Here is a 25,674-nt window from a genome sequence, read left to right as displayed (position 1 = left end):
ATTTTTACTCCAATAGAGTTTTATATTCTTTATATATTTAAATTTATAGGCGAATATTAATCTCAGTCATCCTGATATTAACTTTTCTTCCGGTTTTCCTGTGTTTTCCGGTAGGTTTTTTATCTGAAAAAAATGCTGTGTTTTTATCATTGTGAGACAGGGCTTGCCTTAATAGTCACATCTAGGTCTGTTTAGATATAGCCTTTATTGCTCAGCGTACGTATATTTAAGGCCTGCTGTTGGGATGCGAGGCGTTGGGTGGGCAAGCAGATAGACTCCAAAAAACTCCCAACATTCGTAGAAAGCTGGTGTATGAATCCTACGGTTTCAGTACTTACTTGACTTGCTAGTCGCAGCTAGTGACAACAAATTGTGAACTAGTCCTCTTTGTCCTAGTCGCGATCCGCTCTATCGTATCTGAGTTTCTTACGTCCCTTCTTTTTGAGATTTTAGCCTAGCCGCCGTACTGCCGACGGCCCTATGGGATGGCCATTCATTAAAAAATAAATGTGGCTTTCCTTTTGCAGCAGATTGGAGAGACATCAATGAGAATTAAAAAACCACTTACCTTTGCAATTGCAATGGCAAATGTCGCGGTAGTGTCGGCTTGGGCTCAGGAAGATAGCCAACAGGATGACGATTGGGCGCTGGAAGAAGTAACGGTTACCGCAACCAAGCGCGAAACCAACCTGATGGAAACCCCCGTAGCAATCAGTGCATTTACGCAGGAAGAGCTGGACCGTCAGGGTATCAAAAATATTAAGGACCTGGGCAACACTATCCCCAATGTGGATATCGGCTACGATGCCTCCCAGTCCTCCCCAGTAATTTCCATGCGTGGTGTACGCTCTACAAACACCAGTGAATTGGGTGATCCGGCGGTAGGGTTACACTTTGACGGCATTTACTCAGCGCGTCCCCAGTCTGCAATGGCAATGATGTTTGACTCCGAGCGGGTTGAAGCCATGCGCGGACCTCAGGGTACCCTATATGGACGCAACTCTACCGTTGGTGCCATAAACGTTCTCTCCAAGAAGCCAGTAATCGACGAATTTGAAGGCAACGTCGGCGTTGAATACGGTAGCTGGGATCGAGAAATGGTAAGAGGGGTGATCAACATACCCGTCTCCGACACCTTCGCTCTTCGTGTATCTGCCATGAGCGAAACACGGGACTCCTACCTTACTGGTTACTACGATGCTAACCAATATGACAATCGTTATTTCAGCGCGGATAGTCTAGGCGCAACCCCTCTCGCTGATGATGCTGAGCGTACATTTATTCAAAGCAATAACTGGTGGACATCTGAGGATGTTTCTCTGGTAAAAGCCGACCCTGAAGACTTCTACGGTAATGTTGATCAACAGGCGATTCGTATTGGCGCCTTGTGGGAGCCAACGGAGGATATTTCCTGGTACACCGTTGTCGAACATTATCAGGATCAAAGTGCCGGTGGTATTAATACCATTGACTGTGAAAAGGCCGCGAAGCGGACAGATGGAACAACCTGTGAAACTTATTATGGTCCTGGTGCTGATGAGTACACAGTAGCAGTAAACGTTCCCGGCAAGCTCGACCTAACCATGGATGCATTCCGTTCCAACTTCCGTTGGGATTTTAGTGACAGCATGGCGTTTGTATATAACGCAGGTTATGCGGTACAGAATCGCAGTAATTTGATTGATGCTGATGCTGGTCGTAATAGTTGGGATATGAGCATGAGCATCACTGATGCAGAAAATGTCTCATACTCTCATGAACTACAGCTCCAATCTACTGATGATGGCCCCCTTGAGTGGATCACAGGTCTATTCTATTTTCATGAGTCTAACGACCTAAATGGCTATTTCTTGGCATCACTGGATAATTCCGTTTTCTGGCGTCAACCGGAGAGAAATGTTGATGCACTTGGGGCATTTGCTCAGGCGACTTATAGCCTCACAGACACTCTGCACCTCACATTTGGCACTCGCTATACTTATGATGAAAAAAGTGATGAGGGGGGTAATAACCTAAGTTGCCGCCGTGATTGGTCACTGGATACTGAAGTAACTGGCGAATACGGGTGTTTTCCTGCTTATAACCATTCGACCTTCAGTGAGCTACCCTCCGACTACTTTGCGGATGACTCCATTTATTCCATCGATACTTACAATGATGTCGATGATAATTGGGAAAATGTCGATTATCGTCTTGGGGTCGATTACGATCTGACTGACGATATAATGCTCTATGCTTATTTCGCAACCGGGTTTAAGTCTGGTGGCTTGGGTGATGTTGTTTATAAATACGCGCAGGACCCTGAGACTGCCGAAGATATTCTCGATGCAGATGGCAATCGTGTTGTAGAGCAGACTTTTAAAACGAATTATGATGAAGAAACGGTTGACACCTGGGAGTTTGGGGCCAAAGGTAGTTTCCTCGATGGTCGTTTGAATCTTGCCGGTACATTCTTTTTCTCAAAATATAAAGATATGCAGCTGGCCGCTCCAGATGTTGCCTATACGTTTTTGGTGAGAGAGGTTGATGATGCAGGCGAACTTACAGGGGAAATCACTTCAGAGCCCGCGGTAATTTATCGAACCAAGAATGCTGCGCATTCAGAAATTAAAGGATTTGAGTTTGAATTTGACTGGGCTCCATATCCAAATGGCCATATCAGTGGTTTTGCAACTTGGATGCGAACAGAGATCACGTCCGATTTCGTAAACCGCTGGAACTATAACAACCCGTCGCTGTTTGAGATTGCTGATTGGGCTACGGCTCATGATGATAGCAACCCTGAGCTCTACCGTAACCTGAAGGGTAACGAACTGCCGGTATCGCCTCAGTACAGCTTCACTATTAACTACGACCATACCTTTGAGCTGGCTCACGGTGGCGCAATTATTCCGTTCATCAGTGTTCACTGGGAAGATAAGTCATACCTGACCTTCTGGAATGTTGACAAGCATGACTTCCCGGTTGGTGATACCTCTGCATTTGATGATAGCCGTGATCCGTTCTGGATGATTAATGCTTCCATTAAGTACGTAAGCCCCGACGATCAGTGGAATGTTGAAGCTTATGGTTACAATCTGACCGATGAAGTTATTCCGTACTACGCGGAAGGTAGTGATGCTCTGGTGTCTGGACCATTCTCTACCCCAGCTAACTATGGTGTACGTTTCAACTACAACTTCTAGGTAGTTATTGTTACTCCATAATAAAAAAGCCGGACCATTTTAAATGGTCTGGCTTTTTTATATCTCGCGTGTGGTGTCAAAGCCTCTTACGAGTTCTTTAGCCCTGTTAAGACATACAAGTATCTTGGGGTTATGTAAGTAGCTAGGCTCTGGTTTTATGCCAAATTATATGAATCATATAAATAAAAATAGGGCGATAAGTGTCCAGGGTAAAAGGTATGCGATTGCAGTGATTGCTTCAGATAGCCCGTCAGACAAGTTTTCACCAAAATGAGATTGGGAGTCTGATATGGGGGCCCAGAAAGAAGTGTAGGATTTTGAGTGTAACTCAATTTGAACCGCATCCATCTGAGTTTGCTTGAACAGTTTAGCTTTTTCCCCTGTGAATACTCAATATCAGATTGTACCGATGCTAGCTTTTCAGCAACCTTGATTAGAGTATCGATATCGCTGGCAGATTTTTGTTTCAGCTCTACAAGCCTCGACTGATACTGGAGTAACATTTCAAGGCGCTTTTGGTTGTCGATAATGACATCGTGTAAATCTTCTGCTTTGGTTTCTTGCTGTATCACTCCTCCTTGTTTCGATGCCAGTTTAATGATTTTATCAACCCGGGTGAGGTGGATTCTAAAGTGAATCCTTCCGTAGGGATTTTCAATATTACTGAGACTAGAATGTAATATAGTGCATTCTTTCTCTATCTCTTGCAGGCAAAGTAACTGGAGTTTGCGGAATACAACTTTAATCTCTTCAGTAGGTAGTTGAGCTGTTAAGTAATGTTCGTAAGCAATCTGCTCATTTGGGTTTCATTAAGGAGACTCAAGATTTGTGTTATTCTCCTACGAGCCTGGGTGTTTGTTCTCAATCTGTGTATTGGTGGAAAATAAGTAATGTCTACAATAGAGCTGGAAGAAAGACGGAAATTAGAACTAATCGAAAAGGTTAGGGGTTATTTGTCTAAAGAATTTGAGCTGGAAATTGGCGGTTTTGAAGCGGAGTTCTTTATTGATTTTCTTGCAAAGGAGATGGGGGCTGGATTTTATAATCAGGGTTTACATGATGCTCAGGTAATAGTGTCCTCTAAGTTGGAGGATATTTCTGATGCAATTTATGAGATAGAAAAGCCTGTAGACTAGAAATATTGCACTTATTGATAGCAGCACCATTCTATCTCTTATAAGCTGTTCAGAGATATCATTCCTTAGGTTTTTCCGCCTGGATAAATAGCATGGCTGCAAAGACCAACACTATTCCAGGTATAAAGCTGATATTAAAGCTTGCCATTTCCAATACTATGGCCACTATTAGTACAAATATCGGATTCAAGAAACTATATGCTGCAACCTTAGTTGCCCCGATCCTTAATGTACTGAATTGCAGCAGAAAAAAACTAATTAAAGTTGAGAATAAGGCTAAATAGAATAGTCCGCCGTAAGTCTCGGTGGGTATATTTCGCCATTCTATCTGGTTCAAGTTTGGAAAAGAGAGCAATAGTAACCAGAGCGCGCCAAATAGAATAACCCAGAACGTCATAACCTCTGTAGGCTCCCCTGAGTGAACCTTCTTGATAAGTGGGTTATATAAACTGAGCGATATAGCACCAAAGGTGAATATCCAATCCCCTTTATTTAGGTCTAGCGTTATCGCTGTTGTGATACTCCCCTTGAATACAATCCAGGCTGCACCCAGAGTCCCAAGGGTTAGGCCGACAACTTTGCGGGTGCTGCTTCGCTCGCCATTGATGATCAAAGTAAAGATGGCAGTCATCGCCGGGACGGTTGTAAAAAGAGCGCCGGTATTCACTGCGGTGGTGTATTTGAGTGCTTCAAACATACACCAGAAAAAGATAACCAGTGGAATGCTGAGTAGAGCATACCCCAGTAGTTTTTTGGGCTCTGGAAGCTGAATCCCGTGCTTTAAAAATATGAAGGGTGCAAATAGTCCCGCCGCAATTAAGAATCGAATCAACATCATGGAATCCGCCGGGAGTGAATCGGCGATTAACTCCCCAACTGGAAATGATCCAGCGACCAGTAGTGTACAAAGTATCATCAGGCAGTGAACCCACCAGAGCGAGGCGTTGGGGCTTGTAGTTGATGGGGTTATGCCCCTGGTAAGCTCACTCATGCTTCTTCCCTCTATTAGCGAGAGATAAGTGTATGTCGTTTCTGGTAAACTGATAATCCAGCATTATAGACACTCACTGTTGAGGAGAAGGAAACAGTCGCTTATGGAGACAATTGCAGCGATTCCAATATTTGTGACTGTGGCAGAAACCGGTGGCTTTTCCCCGGCGGCAAAGTTACTTGGCATCTCAAAATCAGCGGTAAGCAAGCGGGTTACCCAGTTGGAGCTGCAGCTTGGGGTGAAGCTTTTGCACAGAACTACGCGAAAGTTGAGCCTGACGGAGGCTGGGGAGCATTTTTATGAGCACGCACGCATTGCTTATAAATCGGCCAAAGATGCACAAGACGCAGTTCTGCAGCTACAGGGGGAGCCTCGGGGGCGCTTGCGGATCAATGCTCCTATGTCCTTTGGTAGATTGCACCTGGCTCCCTTAATTCCCGTGTTTATGAAGCGTTACCCTGAGATTAGTATCGACATGATACTGGACGATAAAGTTGTCGATTTAGTGGGGGAGGGCTTTGATATCGCTATTCGCGGAGGTGACCTTCCCGATACCAGCCTGATTGCCCGCAAACTTGCACCTCTGAAAAGTGTACTCTGTGCGTCACCTTCCTACTTGAAGGAATTCGGGGAGCCCACAGAACTGGAACAGTTGAGCGCCCATAATTGCCTGATTTTTACTTATTCCAGGGATGTGAAAGAGTGGGGTTTTATCAAAGACAATCACTTACATACCATCGAGGTGAAGGGTAACTACCAGGTAAATAATAGTGAGGCACTGAGGGAAGCTCTTCTTCAGGGTGTAGGGATAGGCCGCTTGCCCACCTTCGTGGCAGGACCAGACATTGAGGCTGGAAAGCTAATTCCTCTATTTGAGGAGTACCAGATGCCTGCAAAGTCTATCTACGCGGTTTTCCCTGAGCGGCAGTTTATGCCAGCCAAAGTCCGCGCCTTTATAGACTTTGCAATAGAGTACTTTGGCGGCGATACACCTTACTGGGATCAGTAAAATGTTAACCTTTCGTCAACAGTAAGTCTCCGCCGAACCCCATTATCAGCGATAGGGAAACCCAATAAGCTTCTTCTCATCGACATTCAATCAACGAACGATAGTCAGAGAGAAACTTATGGAATTGTTTAAAGCTGTTGAATCCCGCCGCTCGGTTAAGCATTTCGATGTCACTGCAGAGATGCCTGCCGAGGACTTCACCCGTCTGGTCCAGGCGACCATGTTGTCGCCGACTTCTTACAATATTCAGCACTGGCGTTTCCTGCGCATCACTGACATTTCCCTCCGTAGCCAGCTTAAAGATGCAGCCTGGGGACAGCAGCAAGTAGAAGATGCTTCTGAGTTGGTCATACTTTGTGCAGATATTAATGCCTGGAGCGATCGGCCGGAGCGGTACTGGGCCGATGCGCCGAAAGAGGCTCGGGATGTGTTAGTGCCAATGCTAACTGAATTCTACAAGGGTAAGCAGCAACTACAGCGGGACGAGGCTATTCGAAGCTGTGGATTGGCAGCACAAACCATGATGTTAGCTGCAAAGTCTATGGGATATGACACAGGCGCAATGGTTGGATTTGACCCAGAGAGAGTCGCTGATCTGATCAATTTGCCCGAAGGTTATTTGATCGGGATGATGATAGTGATTGGAAAAGCGGCAAAAGTTGCGAATGGACGTGGTGGACAGCTGTCGATAAATGACGTCCTGTTCGAGAATAGCTTTTAAGGTGATGAGAAATAGGGGTGAATCGCTATTGAGGCTCTTTTAGTAAGTCTCAAGGATTAATTGTGTAAATTGTAAAGGCAATTACAGTGTCTATTTGCTGACGTTATCAAAGTTTCGTTATGTTTGCCTACTTCAAATAATAGATATGAGATAGAGCAATATAATGAAAGCTCCCTTAGGCTCAGAATGAGTTCTTTTCATTGATATTGGAAACGTGAAGTGTGGCTTATGCCTACAATTTTCTTATATCAATGAGAGGGACCTGCCATGAACACCTGTTACCACAAGTTAGTCACAGCTTTCGTCACAAGTGCTACTTTATTCTCATCACCACTAGTTATGGCTGTTGATTGTGGCGATGTAATAACAACAGCTGAAACCCTGTCGGAAACGCTGAATTGTGAACTGAGCCTGGCGAATCCCTATGCGGTAACAGTAACTGGACCCGGTGGAAGCCTTACGATGGCAGAGGGCGGGGAAATTATTTGTGATAACCCAAATCTAGAAGGTATTGCTGGAATTTTGGTTAATGGATTATCTGGTGCCGTTTATGGTGGGACGATAACCGACTGCCCAGATGGTTTAAACCTGGAGGGAGATGGATTTCATACCATAGATGGAATTATGATCTTAAATTCTCCACGAGAGGGAATTGTTATTGATAGTGACTCCAATAATATTGTTGGGAATCAAATTATTGATACTGGCAATGATGATGGTATAGATGTTAGAGGCGATCGAAACCAAATTATCAATAATTATATTGAATCAGCCGGCGATCAGGGAATTACGGTAAATGGTGTGTTTACACTGGTTCAGCTAAATACTGTTGTCGGTAGTACTGATGGTGATAACGGAATTGATATTAATGAAAGTAACACAACAGTTATTCAGAACTTTGTTACCGGCAGTGCGAGTAATGGGATTGAACTCAATGTGGATGTATCAAGTACTTCTATAATACAAAATATAGTCATGGAAAATGGGACAAATGGCTCGCCTGATACAGCCGGTATCAATATCGCTGGATTCAATAATGAGAATAATGTGGTGGTAGGGAATACATCGCTTGATAATTCTGCATTTGATTTACGTGATCCTACCGATCCAACTTGCAGTGGAAGTAATACTTGGATTGCCAATACTCATGTAACAGCTGAACCTGCCTGTTTGGATTAAGATCGGAGGGGTTTTTAATCTGAGGAAAGTAGTAAGCGAGTGAGTGTTACTGCTGGAGAAGCCGGAAAGATATACTGCATTTAAGGTGTGCTGTGTATTCGCGTCTTCCCTATTTTGGGTAAGTTGGTGGAGTTACTAAAATTGAGCCCGAACTACGATGTTCCACGCCAATGCTGACACTCGATTGCCGATAGGGTGACACTAAGGGCTATGTTCTGTGAGAGAAACGACATGGCAGTCTTCTGCTTTATGAAAATCAGTTGTCGTTTCCTACAAAAATCTCAATCCGATCGACATTCCCGCTAGCATCCAGTACAGCAATTTGGTGCTTACCACTTCCCGGAAATAGTGCCAGGTTTTCGTTTCCGAGGGTTTCGCCCTTGGGCTCACCGTTTAGGAACCAATAGCGCTTTCCCTGTCCGCCAATCGCGCTCAGAGTTAAACGCGGAAGTGGGGCATTTTTGCCGGTAGGTCGATACTGGTTACCATCTCCAGCTCCGATAATCTTTAGTGGAGTCCCTGTTGTTGCAGTCGGGGTGTAACACTCGGGAGCCGTCGGAGGAATTTGTTGGGCCCGGGTCTGGTTTTCAGGTAGCCAGGATTCCAGTTCTTTTGGCCAAAGGGCTAAGCTATGCCTTTGAGTAGAAGAATCCATACAACTGGGCTTTACCCGCATACCTTGCCGGTTTGCAAAGAAACTAAAGGTTTGTGCTGCCCGCAGAGGCTCACCTTGCGGCGATAGTGTTCTGGGTGTGCGCCCTTGGATTAACCAGGCGTTGTGTTGCAGATGGCAGTGGCTGGTTTGTGTGAGCGTCTTCTGGCCCCCAAGCGGCCAACAAATAGTCTCTTGAGTTACTAAGTCGGGCTTTTTCAGGTGCTGTTGTTTGTTGTCTGGTAATGCGGCGATAACTGCGTTCAACAGAGGTGTGGCGCTAATGGAGCCATAGTAACCGGGTAGGGGAGTGCCATCCGGTCGGCCTACCCAAATGCCGACGGTGTAGCCGGGAGTTACGCCAATCACCCAGGCATCCCGGTAGCCGTAGCTGGTGCCTGTCTTCCAGGCGATATCTGCCTTGTTTTGCCGCACCAGATTGCGCCAACGGCGGGAACCTCCGCGATTGGAAGCGAGCATTTCAAATGTAATCCAAGCTGCCTCAGGAGACATCAGATGCCTTTCACGTACGGGCTCCTCGGGTAAATAGCGGGGAGCTGCAGTCTGGCCTCCCCGTGCCAGTGCGGCATAAATGCCTGCCAGCTGGTCAAGACGAGCACCTACTCCCCCCAAAATCATGGCCAAACTGGGTCTACCGCCACTGGGAAACTCTAGTGCTAGTCCGGCATTTTCCAGGGCTGCGGCCAATCGACCGGGGCCGTAATGTTCCAGTAGCTGAACTGCAGGAACATTGAGAGATTTCTGAAGGGCGGCGGTGGCGGTGACAGGGCCGGCGAAGCCTCGATGGAAATTTTCAGGGCGGTAATCGCCGTAGATGCGGGGCGCATCGCTGAGCAGGGAGGCGCTGTGGATCAGGTCCTCATCAATGGCAAGTCCGTACAAAAAGGGTTTGAGCGTAGAGCCCGGTGAGCGTACAGCCCTGGCCATATCCACATAGCCATAGCGGCGCCCGTTACCAAAATGAGAAGCTCCCACGTAGGCTCGCACGGATAAATCGGAATTCTCCAAAACTACAACAGCTGCAGATGTTTTGGCTGGATAGCTATCCATATGATCGCGCAGAAAATCTTCCAATCCGCGCTGGATGTTGCCGTCGATTGTGGTGCGGATAACTTCTTGATCGCTGATGGTATTCACCAGCCTGCGGGCTAGGTGCGGGGCGTTTTGCGGGAATTCCAAGCGCTCCGCATAGACCTGCTCAAGTTGAGCGCGCTCAACATCCTCTGCGCTCCAGACGGTAAATGACTGCAGCCTATCCAGAACTTTGTCCCGGGCTTTTTGTGCCTTTAGAGGATGCCGATCTGGCCGCAGGCGGCTCGGCGCCTGAGGGAGTACAGCTAGCAGTGCAGCTTCCGCATGGGTAAGGTCGGAGGCTGATTTACGCAGGTATAGACGGCTGGCTGCTTCCACGCCTTCAATATTGCCGCCGTAAGGTGTGAGGTTCAGGTACAGATCGAGAATTTCATCCTTGCTGAAATGCCATTCCAACTGCAATGCACGCAATATCTGCTTGGTTTTGCCCGGCAGAGTTTTGCGGTGTGGGTCCAGTAGTCGCGCTACCTGCATGGTGAGAGTGGAACCGCCGGAAACGACTCGTCCATTGCGAAGGTATTGGACTGAAGCTCGCAATAGGGCGAGCGGGTTTACGCCTGGGTGACGGTAGAAGTGTCGGTCTTCGTAGGTGAGAAGAGCTTCGATAAAGCGCGGCGATACATTTTCCCGAGATATTGGGTATCTCCAAACTCCGCGACTGTCGGCAAAGAAACGTAGTGGTTTACCGTAACGATCTGCAACGACCCGTGCAAAATCTTGAGTTTCGGGAAGAGGTGGAGGGAAAGCAAAGTCGAGCAGTAGCAGTACCGCTGTGAGGGCGGCGGGCGCAAGCAGCAGTGCGCGAACTCTGCGACTGCTGCTTTGCCAGGCTCTCTGGATAGTGGCCAACAGCTTCACTGTTTACCGATTACCCGCATTTGCGTTAGGGGATTTTCACCGATAGCGAAGCGTTCCGGTTTGTACATATCCTCTACGTAGGGTGGGGGCACCTGATAGTTGCCGGGGGTTACTGCGCGGGCGATATAGAAGAGATTGGTGGTTTTGTATCTCAGCTGATCCAGTGCCGCCACAAAGCGGTCATCGCGATATTCAGTGTGTTGGATATTGTCCTGGGTGTCCTGCCACTGGGCAATACTTTTGCCATCGAACTCGAGTTCATCCACTTTGACACTGTCGGCCAGGTTTTGATTCTCCAGCTCAAAACCTGCGGGCAATAGGTCCACTGCAAGTAGGTCGGGCAGGCGTTGGTCCGCATCAATTTGCAAACGCACCAGGTAAAGCTCGCCCTCACGAACTTGATCGGGAATGACTTCCGTGCCATCCAAATTGTGGTAGCTGCGTTTAATTCTGACACCTTTATCCATCTCCGCCTCAGGTGACTTCTTGCTGTAACCATTGATGGTAATTGCTGCATAGAGTTTTTCTTTCTGTGCAGTTACCTCAAGTGCGCTGGCGGCTTCGCGCCCGCGGAATAATGCGCTGTGCGGGTTATCGCTATTGAGCTCGCGCAAGCCATCAATACTGGCCAAAGTCGCAGACCAGTTTGCACTGCTATTGAGTTGCAACTGTGCTCCAGCCATAAACACACTATTGCGCTCCTGGGTGCTGAGATATTGGCGACCGTGGAGAAGATCTGCCAGTTCGAACACCAGGGATTCCGTTTTATCACCAGCGAAATTGTGCTCTAGGAGCAGGGAGATCATTTGGGCCGTATCCCGTAGGTCTGATCCATAATCGCCATAGTAGCTGCGGCGTTTGCGCTCGATTTCAAGCGCTTTTTGCAGGGCCTGCTGGGCCAGGGTGGCATCGCCCATGGTGTGCAAAGCGATTGCCATATGCAGGTTTGGTAAGGGAGATTGGGTCAGGCTAGAGCCGCTTTCATAAAGGGTACGCAGTTGCCCGAGAGACACTTTCTGTACTCGTGAGAGCACATAGGCTGCGTAAGCTCTTGAGGCATAAGCATAGAAATCGGGACTATAGCTATAGCGTTGCTGATAGAAAGCACCGCTCTCACGGGCGTAATCCTGAAGGCGCTTGAGTGCGGATTCCAGGCGGTTATCGTCAAATACGATTCCCTGGTCCCGGGCCCGCAATAGAAGGTCGACTACATAGGCGGTTAGCCACTGGCTTTCGGAAGACTCGGAACTCCATAGGCCAAAGCTGCCGTTCCCTTTTTGCATGCTGAAAATGCGTTCAATACCTGTGTCGATACGTTCGGCCCGCTCATTCTCATCCAGAGGTTCAAGGCCCAGTTTTTGCTGTCGCTGCGGCGTTGCCATGACTAGCGGGAAGGTCCGGCTGGAAGTTTGTTCCAGGCAGCCGTAGGGGTATTGCAGCAGGTTGGATAGGTGATCCTGTAACTGCAGTTGCGGTCGGCTGTCCAGGGATACCAGGGTTTGAACAGTTCCAGGCATTAGAGAATCCAGGAAGCTGCTATCGGCACTGAAGCTCTCGCCCTGGGACAGGAGTCTGCGCTGGTTGCGTGTGGTTGCCGGCCAAGCGGGGCGCACGCCCAGGCGCCACTGCTGTTCGATATCGATATTATTTCCATCTTTATCGACGGCACCCTGCACGACCAGTTTGAACTCCGCATCTCCGGTGGCATCTTTGGCGGTGATTGGGAAGCGCAAAGTTTTGCGTTCACCATCCGCCAGTTCCAGCATCCGCTCACCCATTTCCAAATCTACCGCGCCCACTGATTGCATATTTACAGTGAGTTTTTGGGGGTGGCTACTTAAGTTATTGAGATCAAGGGCCAGTGTGCTGCTATCACCAGGGGCCATAAAGCGAGGCAAGGCGGCTTGGGTGACAACCGGTGAGGCGACTGTTACTTCTCCGTCGGCGCTACCGAATCGGTCTTTGCTGAAAGAAACCGCCATCAGGCGCAGCCGTCCGTTAAACACCGGTAGTTGTAGCGCGACCTTTGCTTGGCCCTGAGTATCAAATTCAACGGGTCCTGAGAATAAAGATACTATTTGAACGTCGGAGTTGGGCTCGTCGCCGCCTCGGGCTAGTTCCGCATCGCCGCCAAAACGTTGCTCCACCAGTTTGCCACTGTTGGATTCAATAATGCGATGATAGATATCCCTTACATCCACACCGTAACGGCGCTGGCCAAAAAAGGCCTCGAAGGGATCCGGGGTTTTGAAGCGGGTGATATTGAGTACACCGACATCGACGGCGGCCAGGGTGGCCCAGGCTTTGCTCCCGTTTTGTTCGATAGAATTTTCGTCGGCAGAAATGGTAACTTCAATTTCCGAGCCGGGCAGGGCATTCGTGGGCGCTTCCAGTGAAATGGGCAGACGCCGAGGATCACGTTCCAGGGGCAGGTGGGCGAGACCAAAAGCGCGATTGGGGGCGATACGCTCATTCTTGTCCGCAGGGCGCAGAGCAGTAACAGAAATATAGGTGTCGTGGCGATCCCACTCGGGAGAGATTGGGATTTCGATATTGGTGCCCGACTTTTCTACAGGTAGTCGTTTGGACCACAATAGTTGGTCGCTCTCCACCAACACCAACGCCTCTCCGTCAGCGGGCGGTACTATGGTGAGTTGCGCCAGATCTCCAGAAGAGTACCTTGGTTTATCCAGTGACAGGGCCACGGTATCTGGACGCGCAGCCTGGCCTTTGGCTACTTGGTCCTTACGCCACCAGTAATACCAGTCCCGGCCGGCGTGGAAGCGTAAGCTGCTGGTTGCCCCCGTATTGGTATCAGTGACTTCTAAGCGGTAGTGGCCATGTTCCACTGGTACTGTGAGCTTCAGAGGCTGCTCTTCGGTGAATTGGAGCTGGCGACTGAAAGTTTCAAATTCAGCACTTGAGTATTCATAGTGCCAGCCCCGATTTGCAGAGTACTCCCAAAAGTACTGGCGGTCTTCGGAAATTAACACCGCTTTGAGATCCCGCCCGATAACAGGCTCGCCCTGTGCGTCGGCAACCACTATTTCAAATTCAGGCCTGCTGCTGGCCGATGGGTTTTCCTCTCCAAAATTTGGGCGAATACCTACCACCGGGTGTGTGGGCCATACCAGGACTGGATGTTGGCGAGTTACCGGGCGGCCGCCGGATTCGAACAGGCTGGAAACCAAGTTGATTTTCAGCGGGCTCTTTGCTCGTTTCCAACGGGAGGGCAAGGTCAGATTGCTCAACCCTTCCTCATTGAGCTCAATCGTTGGGGCATGAAACTGTCGCGTGGGCAAAGATTCATTAGTGTTCCCAAATAAGAACCCTTTCCACTGGGGGAAGGGCTCGCGATAGTGGCTAATTTGCACCAGAGTTTCCAGACGGTTCTTTGCCGCTGGCGCACCATAGAGATAACTACCTTCTACTTGAAGTTCGAAAGATTTTTTATGGCCCTCTACCAGACTGCGCTCTTCACCATCTTGCAAAACCAACTTCATTCGCTCTGGCAGGAATTCTTCTACCTTAAATGGATAATTCACTTTGCGCCCATCGGCTAGCTCAACATCCAAGCGCCAGTCACCGGTAGGTGCATTTTGTGGAAGTGGGATAAGCTTTTCGTAGTATCCGGGCGCGCTGGCGTGCCATGTGAATGCGCGCGCGCTGGTATTGTCCGGCTTTATGAGTTCTGCCTTGATCGGCAGGTCTTTGATATAGCGACCGTCATAATTGCGCAGCAGCCCGCTCACCTGGATCGATTCATTGGGGCGATACAGATCTCGCGGGCCATACATGAAAAACTCCATCGGTCTCGAAGGGCGCTGGCCCAACTGAAAATCCGAAAGGTCCAATGCAGGTTCACGTAGGTCGAGTATGGAGAAGTGACCGGTATCAGGATCTCTTGCGATGAAGAAGCGCTGTGAGTCTTCCTGTTCCTGCGTCAGAGCAAAGCGCACCTGGCCGTCTTGGTCGGTTGTGTATTGCTGGATTAGCTCCCCTTTGTTGTTGAGCAGCTCAACCTCAATGCCCTTAAGAGCCTGCCCTTCATCCAGAGATGAAACATAGAGGTCAACACTGTTTGGATAGTACCGCGCATGAAGGCCTAAGTTGGAGATAGAGAAGTGGGTGACATCATAGAGATTGGTGTCATACATGCCTGCCGGCTGCATAACCGCGACATAAATTCCTGGTTGTTGCAGGGGCTTTATATGCCCGATAGAGAGGTCGAAATCTCGCTGGACGTATTTCTCCTTGGTGAGATCGAACTGGGCACTATAGACAAAATCGGCCACTTGATTGAGGGACTTTAAGCGATAGTAGTATTTTAGTGACTGGCTTTTGATCAGCCTGAAGAACTCGGAATAATGCTCAGGTTTCACTCTATGGAAGTGAATCTGTGCAGCCTCAACACTGACTGCAGTAACAGGTAGGCCGGGAGTTACCGTCGCGGGAAAAATACTTCCATTGCTGGCAAAGCTGATACTGGGTTCAATCCGTCGGGTGCGAATCCTCTCCTGTTTCTCTTCCTGTAACTCCAAGCCGTTTTCGCCGGGCAGACCCGGGAGCACGGTGAGTTTATAGCGAGTATCTGGTTCAATATGAGGAAAATAGAGAATTTTCTGGTTATCGGATAGAACCCAACCACCATCTACACGCTCGCCATCGTCACGGGATAGATTCAAGTAGGAGCCAAAATGGGCATTGCCCAGTAAAGGTTCAGAAAAGATAACTGCGATGGCCCTTGCATCTTTAAATGTCCGCTCCCCAATGTGGAGGACCTTTAGGAAGTGATCCCCGGAGATTTGAGTGCTGGCATTGGCTGTGACTTGTGAAGGGGTAGCATCATTCTCTGTCAGATCAGTAGAATTTCTTTCAGAAGTGCGCCGAACTTCATCAGATTTCGAGCTTATTTCACTAGAAGAGGCCGCTTCTTTTTTATGCACTTTCTCGGTGGGGTTGAGAGCTTGTGCCTGGTTGTTACCCTCATCAACGCTCCCGCCTTCCGCAAGCTTGGGGGTGTCAGCGAGTTTCTTCTCTGGCTTTTCTTGTGAGCAAGCCATAGTAATAAGACAAAGAAGAATGACCGCAATCCAGCGTGGTGAGCGGTGAAGGGACATGGGTATTTCCTTATAGAATCCATTTAACGGCGCACAATTTAGTCCGTCTTTAAATATGTCTCAAGTTTCCTCCATGGTTTCCGTGCTCGGTATCTACTTCTGATGCCAGTGTGTATCAATAGTGAGTTGGGGGTTACTGATGGCTGGAAAATAAATTTATAGAATGATGGGATGGCAATTAGGTGGCTTAGGGAGTAAGCGACCTTCCTGTTCTATGGTGCCAGGTTGAGGCGTGTAGTTTATTCGATAATCACTAGTTCAATTGAATCTAGCCGAAGTAACGTTGTATTACTACACCTATGTTGGCTTCTTTTTACGTTTAAATAGCTTAATCCAGAAGATTCCTTCAAAGATAATGCCAAGAGCAAGGAAGATTACTCCTCCCACAGGGACTCCGAAAGCGTAGCAGGCAATCGCCGCAAATAAAAATAGCAGTGCGGTGGCAATTCTTTTCACTTTGATATTCCTTTGTTATGCCTCAGTACTAGCCTAAGCTTGTCCTACTTCAAAGACTATACTGAATACCGGACTTAAACCCAACATAAATAATGCCCAAGCATAGAACTGTAGAACAGAAAGCTAAAGGCAGATAGAGTTTGTGATGGCCGTGCCTGACCCTGTAAATCGTCACCACTATCAGCGAACTTAAGGCCAAAAGTGCCGATAAGCCTAGAGCCATTAAGATGACTTGAACTTCAGTAATGCCATCATTTCCGGCAGCTAGCGTCGGTTCTATATACTTGGGGCCGTTTTTCCCGGCAGTTGTTACAGCGGAGACACTTCTGGCTAAAAGAAGTTCGTTACCATTAAGCCCTCGCCAGTACTCCATAATGGAAATAAGAGTTGCTATTGAACTTGCTATAAGGCAAAGGCTGATTTTTGAAGCGGTAGCCATGATGCTTGAAGTTGGGGGCATACAGAATGTCTTATTTTGTCTTTCTATTGATCTTGCTTAGCCAGAGTGTGATTAGTAAGCAGGCAGTGAATGTAGGTATGAAAACGACTAAAGCTTGAAACATCAATATGGAGGCCTGGATCTTCAGAATTTCACCTTCACCAAAAGAGTTATCGTAAATGTAATGTGCAGCCAGAGTGTAACTTAGGCTGACTAATATAGAAGTAATCAGTGATCTTAGAATCATTGTTTTAGTTAACTATGATAACTCAGCTTGGATGGTCTTTAAGGGTAAACTAAACCTGTATAAGATTTCTAAGGAAATTGTTAATGGATTCTTGTAGTTCATAATCCTCTGTACTGACAGAATAGATACGTGCTTTATGGGCAAATTTCAAGGCTTTATCTTGATTGTTTAGTCTCAAAAAACATTCAGCCATTTCCAGGGCAATTGAAGCTGAATACAAAGGGAGATCTAATTTTATGGAGCAGTTAAGTCCCTGGGTGTATGCCTGTATTGCATCCTCACAGCTTTCTGAAAAATCACCCAGAGCCTCCCACTGTAGGGGATGGTCTAGCTCGCCTCCGGCATATTTTGCGCATAGTCTCTCTAGCGAGTTGAGGGAGTCTTGGCACCCAGCTTTATCCCCAGAGGCGGATTTATTGACTATCTCAAGTGCGAGTCCATGTACATCATCGTAAAGTGGTGTAATCATTTAGAAATTATACCCAAGAGCTGAAACATAAAAAATATCGATATAACAGTGGGTACTTATTGGCAAGACGAGTCTTCTGTAGATCGTTGCCAGATATTAGAGGTTTCGACTTCGCAAGTTTAAGCACGTACTCACCAAGCGGTGACTGGTATTGCTGTGAAGAGATCACAGATAGCGGCCGAGGTTTTTTATGAAGAGCCTCAGACCAGCTAGTCACCCTTACTCTTTCATATGTACTATCTTACTGTTAGGTGGGGTTATTTGAGGTAGCCTGTGAAAGTACTGATTGTTGGGGCTGGGCCCACGGGCCTTACAACAGCGGTCGAGCTTGCTCGGCGAGGGCTACTGCCAAGAATTGTGGACCGCCGGGATAGCGCGTCAACCCTTAGTCGAGCAGTGGGAGTTACTTCTCGCAGCCTTGAGTTGCTTTCTCACTCTGGCGTTTCTGAAAAGTTGATTGCTGAGGGGATCGCTGTTCAGAGCGCATGCATTTACCTAAATACGCATTTAGCACTAGAGTTCCCCCTTCATTCCGATCGGACTTATTTCCCCGCCATTCTTGGACTTCCTCAAGACAGAACTGAAGCTCTCATGGCTCAGGTTTTATTTGGTATGGGAGTCGAAGTTGAATATAGGAAAGAACTCAAAACCCTTACCGAGGAAAAGAGTGGGGTAGTGGCTTTTTTTGATAATGGTGAAGAGGAGCAATTTGACCTGGTCGTAGGAGCGGATGGTATTCGCAGTACTGTTCGTGAAGCTGCAGGTATCAGTTATCCTGGATTTGACTTGGAAGAAGTGTGGTCAATCGCGGATGTTGATACAGGGGATTGGCCTCCTAAAAGAAAGTTTACCTTGGTCAAAATGGAATCTGGCGTGGTCGCTGTTGCCGTGCCATTGGGAGAAGGCCGACACCGTCTGGTAGCTAGCTGTGATAATGCAATTAAAGCATTTCCGATGGCGGTGGATGTTAAGAGGGTTCGGCGGGAGGGAACCTTTAAAATCTCAATTCGGCAAGCGGAAACTTACTCAAAGGGCAGGATACATCTAGCTGGGGATGCTGCCCATTGCCACTCTCCGGTTGGAGGTCGTGGTATGAACCTTGGGATAGCTGATGCAGCCGAATTGGCAAAACGGATCACTGAGGGGCAGCTCCTAGGCTACTCTGATTTGCGCCACCAAGAAGATAAAAAGGTTATTGAGGTTACTGAGCGTGGCCGGAAAATGATCACTGGACAATCCCTGAAAGCAAGATTTGAATTTCGAGCGTTAATCGCTGCCGCCAGTTCTATTCCTGCGGTGCGGAGAAAACTGGGGCAGTTTGCGGTAGAACTTTAGGGGCATTCCAACCTATTTTTTTAGTTTTACAGCTGTACCAAAAACAAGAATTTCTGAGGAGCCATCCATAATTGCACTTGTAGTAAAACGAATTCCTACCACGGCATCAGCGCCTTTTTGCCGGGCACTGTCACTTAATCTTTGAAAAGCTTTGTTTCTCGCTTCGGTCAGCATTTCCGTATAGCCTCGTATCTCTCCACCGACAATACTCTTTATACCTGCCATTAAGTCACGGCCGATATGTTTTGATTGAACAACGTTGCCCGTAACGATATCCAGTACCTCCGATATTTCTCTTCCTGGTACTGTTTCTGTAGTTGAAAAAATCATATCACTCCCTTAATTATAATTACCTATATTTTTGGCTCTTTTGGTGATCTTACCCTAACCTGGATCCGTTATGCGAATATATTTAATTGTTTTATGGTGGTCGAATGTTTGTTTTTAGCTACCGTACCTTTTCTGGGTTTTAGCTTTTATCTTACATTAAATGAGGTAGGGTTCCGGGGTGAAAAGTGTAATGATCATATAGGCCAGTAACTTTTGATGGAATATGAGCTAAATTAAAAGCAATCCAGTAATTGCTGCAACTTTCTCTATAGTAAGTTGTCCACTTTTATTTTGGTATAATGGGGGGGGGAATCAGTGCCCTCAATAAAGTCTCGGCTACTCAATGTAATAGCCCTTGCTGCGCAAAAGCGCGCAGTTATGACCCTAGATTAGAGAGGATTTGGTAAAATTTAGGTTAAAATTCCCTAGTGGGGTTAATGTGGGTACATAAAAGTTGCTTAAAATGTACTCCTTCATGAAGTACTTATTTCATGCTTTCTCCTTTCTTAAGGGGAGTAAGCACTGCCAATAACCAACATCTATCCACTGGTTAAATTTTCGGCCGACCTCTTTGAAATGAGCAACTTTTTCCATTCCAAACTTCTTATGAAGTGCTACGCTGCCTGCATTTGGTAGAGCTATACCGCAGATTACCGCGTGGACATTGAGTTCACTTAACTGTTTAAACAGTTCATTATAGAGCTTCGAGCCCCAGCCTTTAGAGGAATAGTTCGTGTCCAAGTACACGGTAGCCTCCACCGAATACTGGTAAGCACAGCGTCCTTTCCATTTACTGGCATAACAATAGCCAATTAAACGGCCCTCATTCTCAGCAACTAACCAGGGAAGATTGTTTTTTGAGCATTCTTCGACTCGGTCGGCGATAATTTCTGCAGAAACTGGCTCTACCTCAAAAGTGATACAGGTATTCTCCACATAGTAATTGTAGATTTTAGCAATCCCAGCAGAGTCAGAAGCTTTAACTGCTCGTATCATACTGTTGTCTCTCCCTATGTTTGATAGCATTGGCCAGAGATTGGTGGTGAACTGACTAGCCAGATACCCGCTGGCTGGCTCTGTAAAGCTTTATCAATGCTAACTTTTCTTTTTACTATTTAGCGACTTTTCCATGGCCTTTGATTCTTCTAGTGTACGAACGGACCAATCTATTCGCTGCTGATCAGAGACTATATCAGAATCAATGTTATAAAGGCTCCAGTTTCCAGAGTCATCTTTAACAAACTGAGTGCCGTACCACTGTGGCCGACCAAGATTCATCATTAAGCGATCCCAAGTGGCCGCTTTTAGCCAATTAGCTTTATTCTTATCCTCTGCCAGGGTTGCTGCAATAGTGGCAAGAGCATGGGCCAGTCTTATATCTTCTGATTTATTACCATGCTGGAAGATAAGTGCTGCATGATAGTAGTCCTTTGACGTTCTAATATGCCCATTCTCAAGCATTTTTAAGACTTTTATCCGCCGGGTTTTGTCTTCATGATTTAGTGATTCCCAGTCAATGTCACGGTGGGGGGCAATGCGCGCGCTTTGGTCTTGGGTGAATAAATCAGTGAGCAGTTTATTTTCCTGTGCAACCTTCTCCTTTGGTATTTTATGTATTGTTACTTCATTACTGGCAATAGAATATTGGGCCGAAATGCAATATAGAATAGTAATGGCTTTTGTCGTTAAGTGTCTCATACTCAAATGTTGGGTCTCGCTTTTCGTGCGTGAAGTGTAAGATAAATGTTGTGAAATTTTGTAAGTTTCATCGCTAAAGGGCTGCTATAGCTTCTATTTCTACTAGTAAATCTGGGTGTATTAGTTTTGAAACTTCCACCAATGAACAAGCGGGTAAACTTTCTTCGTAAAATTGAAAAAGTAGCTCTCGAATGGATGTTAGACTGCCAATATCGCGAACAAAGATTGTTAGTTTGACTAAATTATTTTTTACCAGTCCCTCGCAATCAAGGATTATTGAAAGCTGGGAAAGTATTTCAGTAGTCTGAGCAATCAAGCTAGAAGATTGTACTTCGGTTTCATACGCTGTAAGGCCAGATATGTATAGGGTGTTGTTGTGCTTTGTTGCGTGTACATAAGGGCCTGCAGCTTGGGGAAGGTCTTGGTAGTTTATCCTTTCGATCATTCTATCTACTTTTGTGCTCTGTAATTGGGTGATTTACTAAATTAAAACAGGAAGATTCCAGTCTTAGTTATTACTACTAGTGGCTAGTGTGTCGGCATTGCTACTATGATTAGCTCTCATTACCCTAGTAGTTTACTTTACTCCGATAGTGTAGAAAGTAAGAAAGGGTTGTTCTGGTGTATTTTTAGGAATTTTAGATATTCATTCCCAACATTTTCAGGAGCCTCCCACTGCGGATAATGCCCAATCGTTCCCAGCTCAACAATATCCGTTGGCCGATCTATCAGTTGCCGAAATCGATCCACCATATGCTTCCCTGAAACTGGGTCTAATGAGCCATTGATTAGTAATAGGGGGCCGGGGTATTGCTTTAGGGCGTCGACCCAGCGCTGACGATGTTGGCGCCTGTCGCGCATATAGCTGATTAGTTTATAAAGGAGCCGGTTGCCATTCTTATATTGGAGAATTTGCCACAAGTCTCGCAACTCTCTGTCAGAGGGTTGTGTCTCTGGTCCGAAAATGGCACTGAAGCTGCGGCAAAACTGCCGGTAATTCATCAGTTTATTGATCAGGAAGCCTGCGGGAGAGAGCAGCAGTTTTTGTACGAAACGCGCTTGATGAGTTTCTGGAAATAGACCTCCGTTTAGCAGGCATGCTGAGGCATACCTCGTGGTACCACCGCTATTGGCTCTGGCGAGTAACTCCTGGGCAACGGTATCCCCATAGTCATGGGCCAGCAGGTGGACCTTGTTGATGTTTAAATGTTGCAGAAGAGCTTCATGTAAATCAGCTTGCCCGTGGATACTGTAGTTATGCTGCTTGGGTTTGTCTGAGTAACCGAATCCCAGCATATCCATAGCAATACAGCGATAGTGCGCTGTCAGTTGGGCCCATACCTTTTGCCAGTCATAACTACTGGTTGGAAAACCGTGAATCAAAAGCAGCACTGGTTTATGTCGGCAGCTTGGGTTGCTATCGACATAGAAGAGTTGGTGGTTTTGATAATCAAAAATCTTTCCGTTTGATAACCACTGCTGAGGCTGCATTGGCTGTTCCATTTCTTATTGTTGTATTTGCTGTAAAGATTGCACGATGAGCGCGCAACCTCAAGCAGCGGCTACAGGTGGAAAGTAATTATCCTGTTCCTTGCAATGCGTAAATCGCGGGCTTGTTGATTATCTTCCATACTGAAAGCAGGGTCACCGAGGCGGTTAGGCCGATAATAAGCAATGGTGGTAGCAGCCAGCCCCATAGGCTGGTTTCAATACTGAACTCGCTTTGCTCAAGCCAAAGCGCCAGAGGGACGAGGACCAAAGTCGCTACAGCGATACCGATAACGACGGGAATCAGGCTATCGATCAGGGTGTGATAGAAAATCGTCGCTGGGCGGGCGCCGATTGCCATGCGCACGCCAAGCTCAGTACGCCGCAGTTGTACACTGTAACTGAGCACTCCAAAGATACCGATGGCAGCGAGGCTAAGTGCCAGTAATGTCAGGGCGGTGGTTACCCAAACTGAGACCCGGTCATTGCTTAGGAGTAGGTCTCGCGCCTGCTCCAGGGTGAATAGCTCAGAAACTTTGTACTGCCTGTTTACTTCGGCAAACTCCCGATTAATCTCTGTGGTGCTGAGCGGTTGGTGAGGCTTATGTCTAAGTACGAGTAGGGGATAGCTCACGTTGATACCGCGCACAAATAAGCGGGCGGGTTCCTTTTTGCCGGGCAGGCTTGCGTTGCGTACTACACCGACCACTTGGTAGGGCAAGTCACCTCGCCAGTAGTAGCGATTGCCTAATACTTCTCCATCCGGCTCCAGTTGCTGGGCCAGGGTTTCGTTGACGAGCATCATGCGATTGTTATCGGAAAATTCAGCCGCATTGATATGGCGGCCAGCTATCAAAGGCATACGCAAAATGGAAAGGTAGTTTTCGTCGACCACTGTGGTCTTGGCCATCACCGGGTTTTGTCGGCTGGCATAATGACTCAGGGATGTGGTCCAGAGTGGCCGGCTGATGGAGATAGGAGTGTTTAGGCTCAGGCTGGCATTTTGTACTTTAGGGTGCTCCAGCAATCTTTGCCTGATGGCCTTCAGATAACTCTCTCGTTCGGCAGTGGGGGCACTCCTAAGATTGCCGATATTCAGAGTCATCACTTGAACGTTGTCCAAGGGGAAGCCAAAGGGCTGGTTAATCAGTCGGTTAGCTTGAAGGAAAATCTGCAAGCTGGCGACGATAAGCAAACTGGTCATCGCCACTTGGCTGCTGATGAGGATTTTGCGGATTAGAGGCGAGATCTGTACGCCAGAACCTTTGCCGCTGCTCTGCAGCATTTGATTCAGTGCGCGGTAATTAACCTGGCGACTGACTATGGCTGAGAAGAACAGGGCGAGCAGTAAGGCACACAACAGTGCAAAAACCAGTGTCTGCCAGTTTAAGGTGAGCTCTTGAATGCGAGGAATTTGTTCCGTAGCCATCACCTTTAATACTTCCGTCGATCCCAGGGCTAAAAGTAGAGAAAGTAATGCAGCCCCTAACATAAGTAGGCCGATTTCACATAGCAGGGCCAAAAAGATATGTTTTTTATGTGCGCCCAACGCGACCTGTATCGCCATATTGCGTTGTTGTTTGGCTGCGCGAGAAAGAATCAGGTTGGTAACATTGGCGCAGGCAATTAACAGAAGCACCAGTGTACCGCCCATTACCATTAAGGTTCGCGTGGCGCTGTCGCCAAGTATTTTATTGGCGAAGGGGGTGAGTCGGTATTCAACGGACCTTTCTACCGAAGAGGACCTTCTCGCTAGGGCCGTTTGATACTGGGCATCCATTAATGTGCTCAATTCATGCCCCGCACTGGCGGGGTCAATGCCCGGCTTCAGCTTTCCTGTGAGCATGCGGAAAGGCAGGAAGCCTCTCCAATTATTTCTGCGCTCTACTTGTGTATCGTTAAAGTCCCAGGGCAGCCAGACCGCCGTTTGCCGGCCCTGCTTATAGATTTGGGGTTCAATGAAGTCTTTGGCGGTGACGCCGACAATGCGAAAGTCCACCTCCCCAAATTGCAGGCTTTGCTCCAAGACATTTGGGTTGCGCCGGAACATCTGCTCCCAGGTTTGATAGCTGATAACCGCCACAGGGACTCGGCTGTCGAGCCCTTCATCGGCATTGAATTGTCTGCCTAAGGCCAGGGGTGCTCCAGCCAGCTGGAGATATTCCGGAGAGACATAGGAAACATTAACCCGTGGTGATCCGGATAAATTGCGAGCCACATCTTCCCAGAAGTACACCAGGGCGCTGGACTCGAAGAAACTATCGTTCTTATAGATTTCAACCAGGGCAGGGTATTGGCTGTTGTTTTCCAGCCGCAGCTGCTTGTTCTGGTAGAGATTACCATTCACGACATACAGCCGATCTTCGTCCGGGTAGGGTAGGGGTGCGGCTAACAGTTGGTAGTTGAGATTAAATAGTGTTACCAGGGCGCCGAGAGTGATACCCAGGGTCAGAATAATAGTGGTGGCGTAGCTCCGCGCCCGATTGAGGGACTGGAGGGCAATGGACAGGTCCTTTGTGGTGATCATAGGGCCATCTCATGGGGCTCTAGTATGGGCTGCGGCGTTGAGATTTTTCCATCCAGCAGATGCAGTTGGCGGCTGGCCATGTCTGCATAACGAGGGTCATGGGTCACCATGCACAGGGTGGTCCCTTCATTGTTGAGCTGCCGCAGCATTTCCATTACTGCATCGCCATTGTGGGAATCCAGGTTGCCGGTGGGCTCGTCCACCAGTAGTAGGGACGGATTGCCAACTAGCGCCCGGGCTATGGCGATTCGCTGCTGTTGGCCACCGGATAACTGGTTAGGTTTGTGAGCGGCCCGGTGACTCATCCCCACCTTCTCCAGACAGTGTTTCACTTTTTTGTCGGCTTCAGACTTGGGAATGGGATTGCGGCGGTATCGCAGGGGCAGGGCGATATTGTCGTAGACAGAGAGTTCGTCAATCAGATTAAAGGACTGGAAGATAAAGCCTACTTTCTCGTTGCGAATAGTCGCCGCCTCACTCAGCGACAATTGAGCGACTTCTATGCCTTCAATCTGATACCTACCACTGGTGGGGAGGTCCAGCAGGCCGAGAATCGAGAGAAGTGTGGATTTACCGCAACCCGAGGGGCCGCAGATAGATACAAATTCCCCCTGGTAAATACTCAGGTCAACGCCTCGCAGGGCGTGAGTTTCCATATCTGCGGTGCTGAACACCTTGGTGATCCCGGCCATATGGAGGATTGGCTTGGACATAGCGAACT

At 47.7% G+C, this 25,674-nt stretch carries 20 protein-coding genes; 6 read left to right on the top strand and 14 right to left on the bottom strand.

Features of this window, described 5'->3' with window-relative positions:
• Positions 1-545 precede the first annotated feature (545 nt).
• A complete protein-coding gene (locus ACJJI5_RS13675) occupies positions 546-3,185 on the top strand; it encodes a TonB-dependent receptor (RefSeq protein ID WP_445354351.1) in 2,640 nt (879 codons plus the stop codon).
• A 155-nt stretch (positions 3,186-3,340) separates the two neighbouring features.
• Here ACJJI5_RS13675 and ACJJI5_RS13670 read toward each other — a convergent pair whose 3' ends face one another.
• The gene (locus ACJJI5_RS13670; protein WP_507019037.1) at positions 3,341-3,868 is read right to left on the bottom strand and encodes a DUF4349 domain-containing protein; all 528 of its coding nucleotides are present in this window, start codon (positions 3,866-3,868) and stop codon (positions 3,341-3,343) included.
• Between the two features lie 207 nt (positions 3,869-4,075).
• On the opposite strand from ACJJI5_RS13670, the gene ACJJI5_RS13665 reads away from it, so the two are divergent.
• Positions 4,076-4,321 carry a DUF2164 domain-containing protein gene (locus ACJJI5_RS13665; RefSeq protein ID WP_445354350.1) on the top strand — a complete coding sequence of 82 codons (246 nt, stop codon included), beginning with the start codon at positions 4,076-4,078 and terminating at the stop codon, positions 4,319-4,321.
• A 58-nt stretch (positions 4,322-4,379) separates the two neighbouring features.
• Here ACJJI5_RS13665 and ACJJI5_RS13660 read toward each other — a convergent pair whose 3' ends face one another.
• Positions 4,380-5,312, bottom strand: coding sequence for a DMT family transporter (locus ACJJI5_RS13660; RefSeq protein WP_445354349.1), 933 nt, complete (start codon positions 5,310-5,312; stop codon positions 4,380-4,382).
• A gap of 103 nt (positions 5,313-5,415) precedes the next feature.
• On the opposite strand from ACJJI5_RS13660, the gene ACJJI5_RS13655 reads away from it, so the two are divergent.
• From ACJJI5_RS13655 to ACJJI5_RS13645, 3 genes are all read left to right on the top strand, one after another.
• Positions 5,416-6,321: a LysR family transcriptional regulator gene (locus ACJJI5_RS13655; protein ID WP_282932642.1), complete on the top strand. Its 906-nt coding sequence runs from the start codon at positions 5,416-5,418 to the stop codon at positions 6,319-6,321.
• A 118-nt stretch (positions 6,322-6,439) separates the two neighbouring features.
• Positions 6,440-7,042 (top strand): nitroreductase family protein, encoded by a 603-nt coding sequence (locus ACJJI5_RS13650; protein ID WP_444905382.1) that lies wholly within the window; start codon positions 6,440-6,442, stop codon positions 7,040-7,042.
• Positions 7,043-7,309: 267 nt separating this feature from the next.
• Positions 7,310-8,221 carry a right-handed parallel beta-helix repeat-containing protein gene (locus ACJJI5_RS13645; protein ID WP_444905381.1) on the top strand — a complete coding sequence of 304 codons (912 nt, stop codon included), beginning with the start codon at positions 7,310-7,312 and terminating at the stop codon, positions 8,219-8,221.
• 256 nt (positions 8,222-8,477) lie between these two features.
• Here ACJJI5_RS13645 and pbpC read toward each other — a convergent pair whose 3' ends face one another.
• From pbpC to ACJJI5_RS13620, 5 genes are all read right to left on the bottom strand, one after another.
• Positions 8,478-10,844, bottom strand: a complete 2,367-nt coding sequence (gene pbpC, locus ACJJI5_RS13640) for a penicillin-binding protein 1C (RefSeq protein ID WP_445354348.1) — start codon at positions 10,842-10,844, stop codon at positions 8,478-8,480.
• Positions 10,841-15,964, bottom strand: coding sequence for an alpha-2-macroglobulin family protein (locus ACJJI5_RS13635; RefSeq protein WP_445354347.1), 5,124 nt, complete (start codon positions 15,962-15,964; stop codon positions 10,841-10,843). The genes pbpC and ACJJI5_RS13635 overlap by 4 nt, the downstream gene beginning before the upstream one ends.
• 297 nt (positions 15,965-16,261) lie before the next feature.
• A complete protein-coding gene (locus ACJJI5_RS13630; protein ID WP_282932647.1) occupies positions 16,262-16,420 on the bottom strand; it encodes a hypothetical protein in 159 nt (52 codons plus the stop codon).
• 49 nt (positions 16,421-16,469) lie between these two features.
• Positions 16,470-16,880 (bottom strand): hypothetical protein, encoded by a 411-nt coding sequence (locus tag ACJJI5_RS13625; RefSeq protein ID WP_413665651.1) that lies wholly within the window; start codon positions 16,878-16,880, stop codon positions 16,470-16,472.
• A gap of 275 nt (positions 16,881-17,155) precedes the next feature.
• Complete coding sequence (locus ACJJI5_RS13620) at positions 17,156-17,575, bottom strand: hypothetical protein (RefSeq protein ID WP_413665652.1); 420 nt, start codon at positions 17,573-17,575, stop codon at positions 17,156-17,158.
• A 273-nt stretch (positions 17,576-17,848) separates the two neighbouring features.
• On the opposite strand from ACJJI5_RS13620, the gene ACJJI5_RS13615 reads away from it, so the two are divergent.
• Positions 17,849-18,910: an FAD-dependent oxidoreductase gene (locus tag ACJJI5_RS13615; RefSeq protein WP_413665653.1), complete on the top strand. Its 1,062-nt coding sequence runs from the start codon at positions 17,849-17,851 to the stop codon at positions 18,908-18,910.
• 12 nt (positions 18,911-18,922) lie between these two features.
• On the opposite strand, the gene ACJJI5_RS13610 is transcribed toward ACJJI5_RS13615, so the two are convergent.
• The 7 genes from ACJJI5_RS13610 to ACJJI5_RS13580 all read right to left on the bottom strand — a co-directional run bounded on the left by ACJJI5_RS13610 (position 18,923) and on the right by ACJJI5_RS13580 (position 25,666).
• Positions 18,923-19,240 (bottom strand): heavy metal-binding domain-containing protein, encoded by a 318-nt coding sequence (locus tag ACJJI5_RS13610; RefSeq protein ID WP_413665654.1) that lies wholly within the window; start codon positions 19,238-19,240, stop codon positions 18,923-18,925.
• Between the two features lie 489 nt (positions 19,241-19,729).
• On the bottom strand, positions 19,730-20,236 hold the full coding sequence (locus ACJJI5_RS13605) for an arsinothricin resistance N-acetyltransferase ArsN1 family B (protein WP_445354346.1): 507 nt from the start codon (positions 20,234-20,236) through the stop codon (positions 19,730-19,732).
• 99 nt (positions 20,237-20,335) lie between these two features.
• Positions 20,336-20,938: a hypothetical protein gene (locus tag ACJJI5_RS13600; RefSeq protein WP_444905376.1), complete on the bottom strand. Its 603-nt coding sequence runs from the start codon at positions 20,936-20,938 to the stop codon at positions 20,336-20,338.
• A gap of 73 nt (positions 20,939-21,011) precedes the next feature.
• Positions 21,012-21,383 carry a RidA family protein gene (locus ACJJI5_RS13595; protein WP_444897162.1) on the bottom strand — a complete coding sequence of 124 codons (372 nt, stop codon included), beginning with the start codon at positions 21,381-21,383 and terminating at the stop codon, positions 21,012-21,014.
• 137 nt (positions 21,384-21,520) lie between these two features.
• A complete protein-coding gene (locus ACJJI5_RS13590; protein WP_445354345.1) occupies positions 21,521-22,429 on the bottom strand; it encodes an alpha/beta fold hydrolase in 909 nt (302 codons plus the stop codon).
• A gap of 88 nt (positions 22,430-22,517) precedes the next feature.
• A complete protein-coding gene (locus tag ACJJI5_RS13585; RefSeq protein WP_445354344.1) occupies positions 22,518-24,953 on the bottom strand; it encodes an ABC transporter permease in 2,436 nt (811 codons plus the stop codon).
• Complete coding sequence (locus ACJJI5_RS13580) at positions 24,950-25,666, bottom strand: ABC transporter ATP-binding protein (RefSeq protein WP_444905373.1); 717 nt, start codon at positions 25,664-25,666, stop codon at positions 24,950-24,952. Before ACJJI5_RS13580 ends, ACJJI5_RS13585 begins: the two co-directional genes overlap by 4 nt.
• Positions 25,667-25,674: the final 8 nt, after the last annotated feature.

This window comes from Microbulbifer maximicatervae (SeqCode), assembly GCF_052467955.1.
The sequence above is the reverse complement of the archived record's forward strand: the minus strand, read 5'-3'. Positions and strand labels throughout refer to the sequence as shown.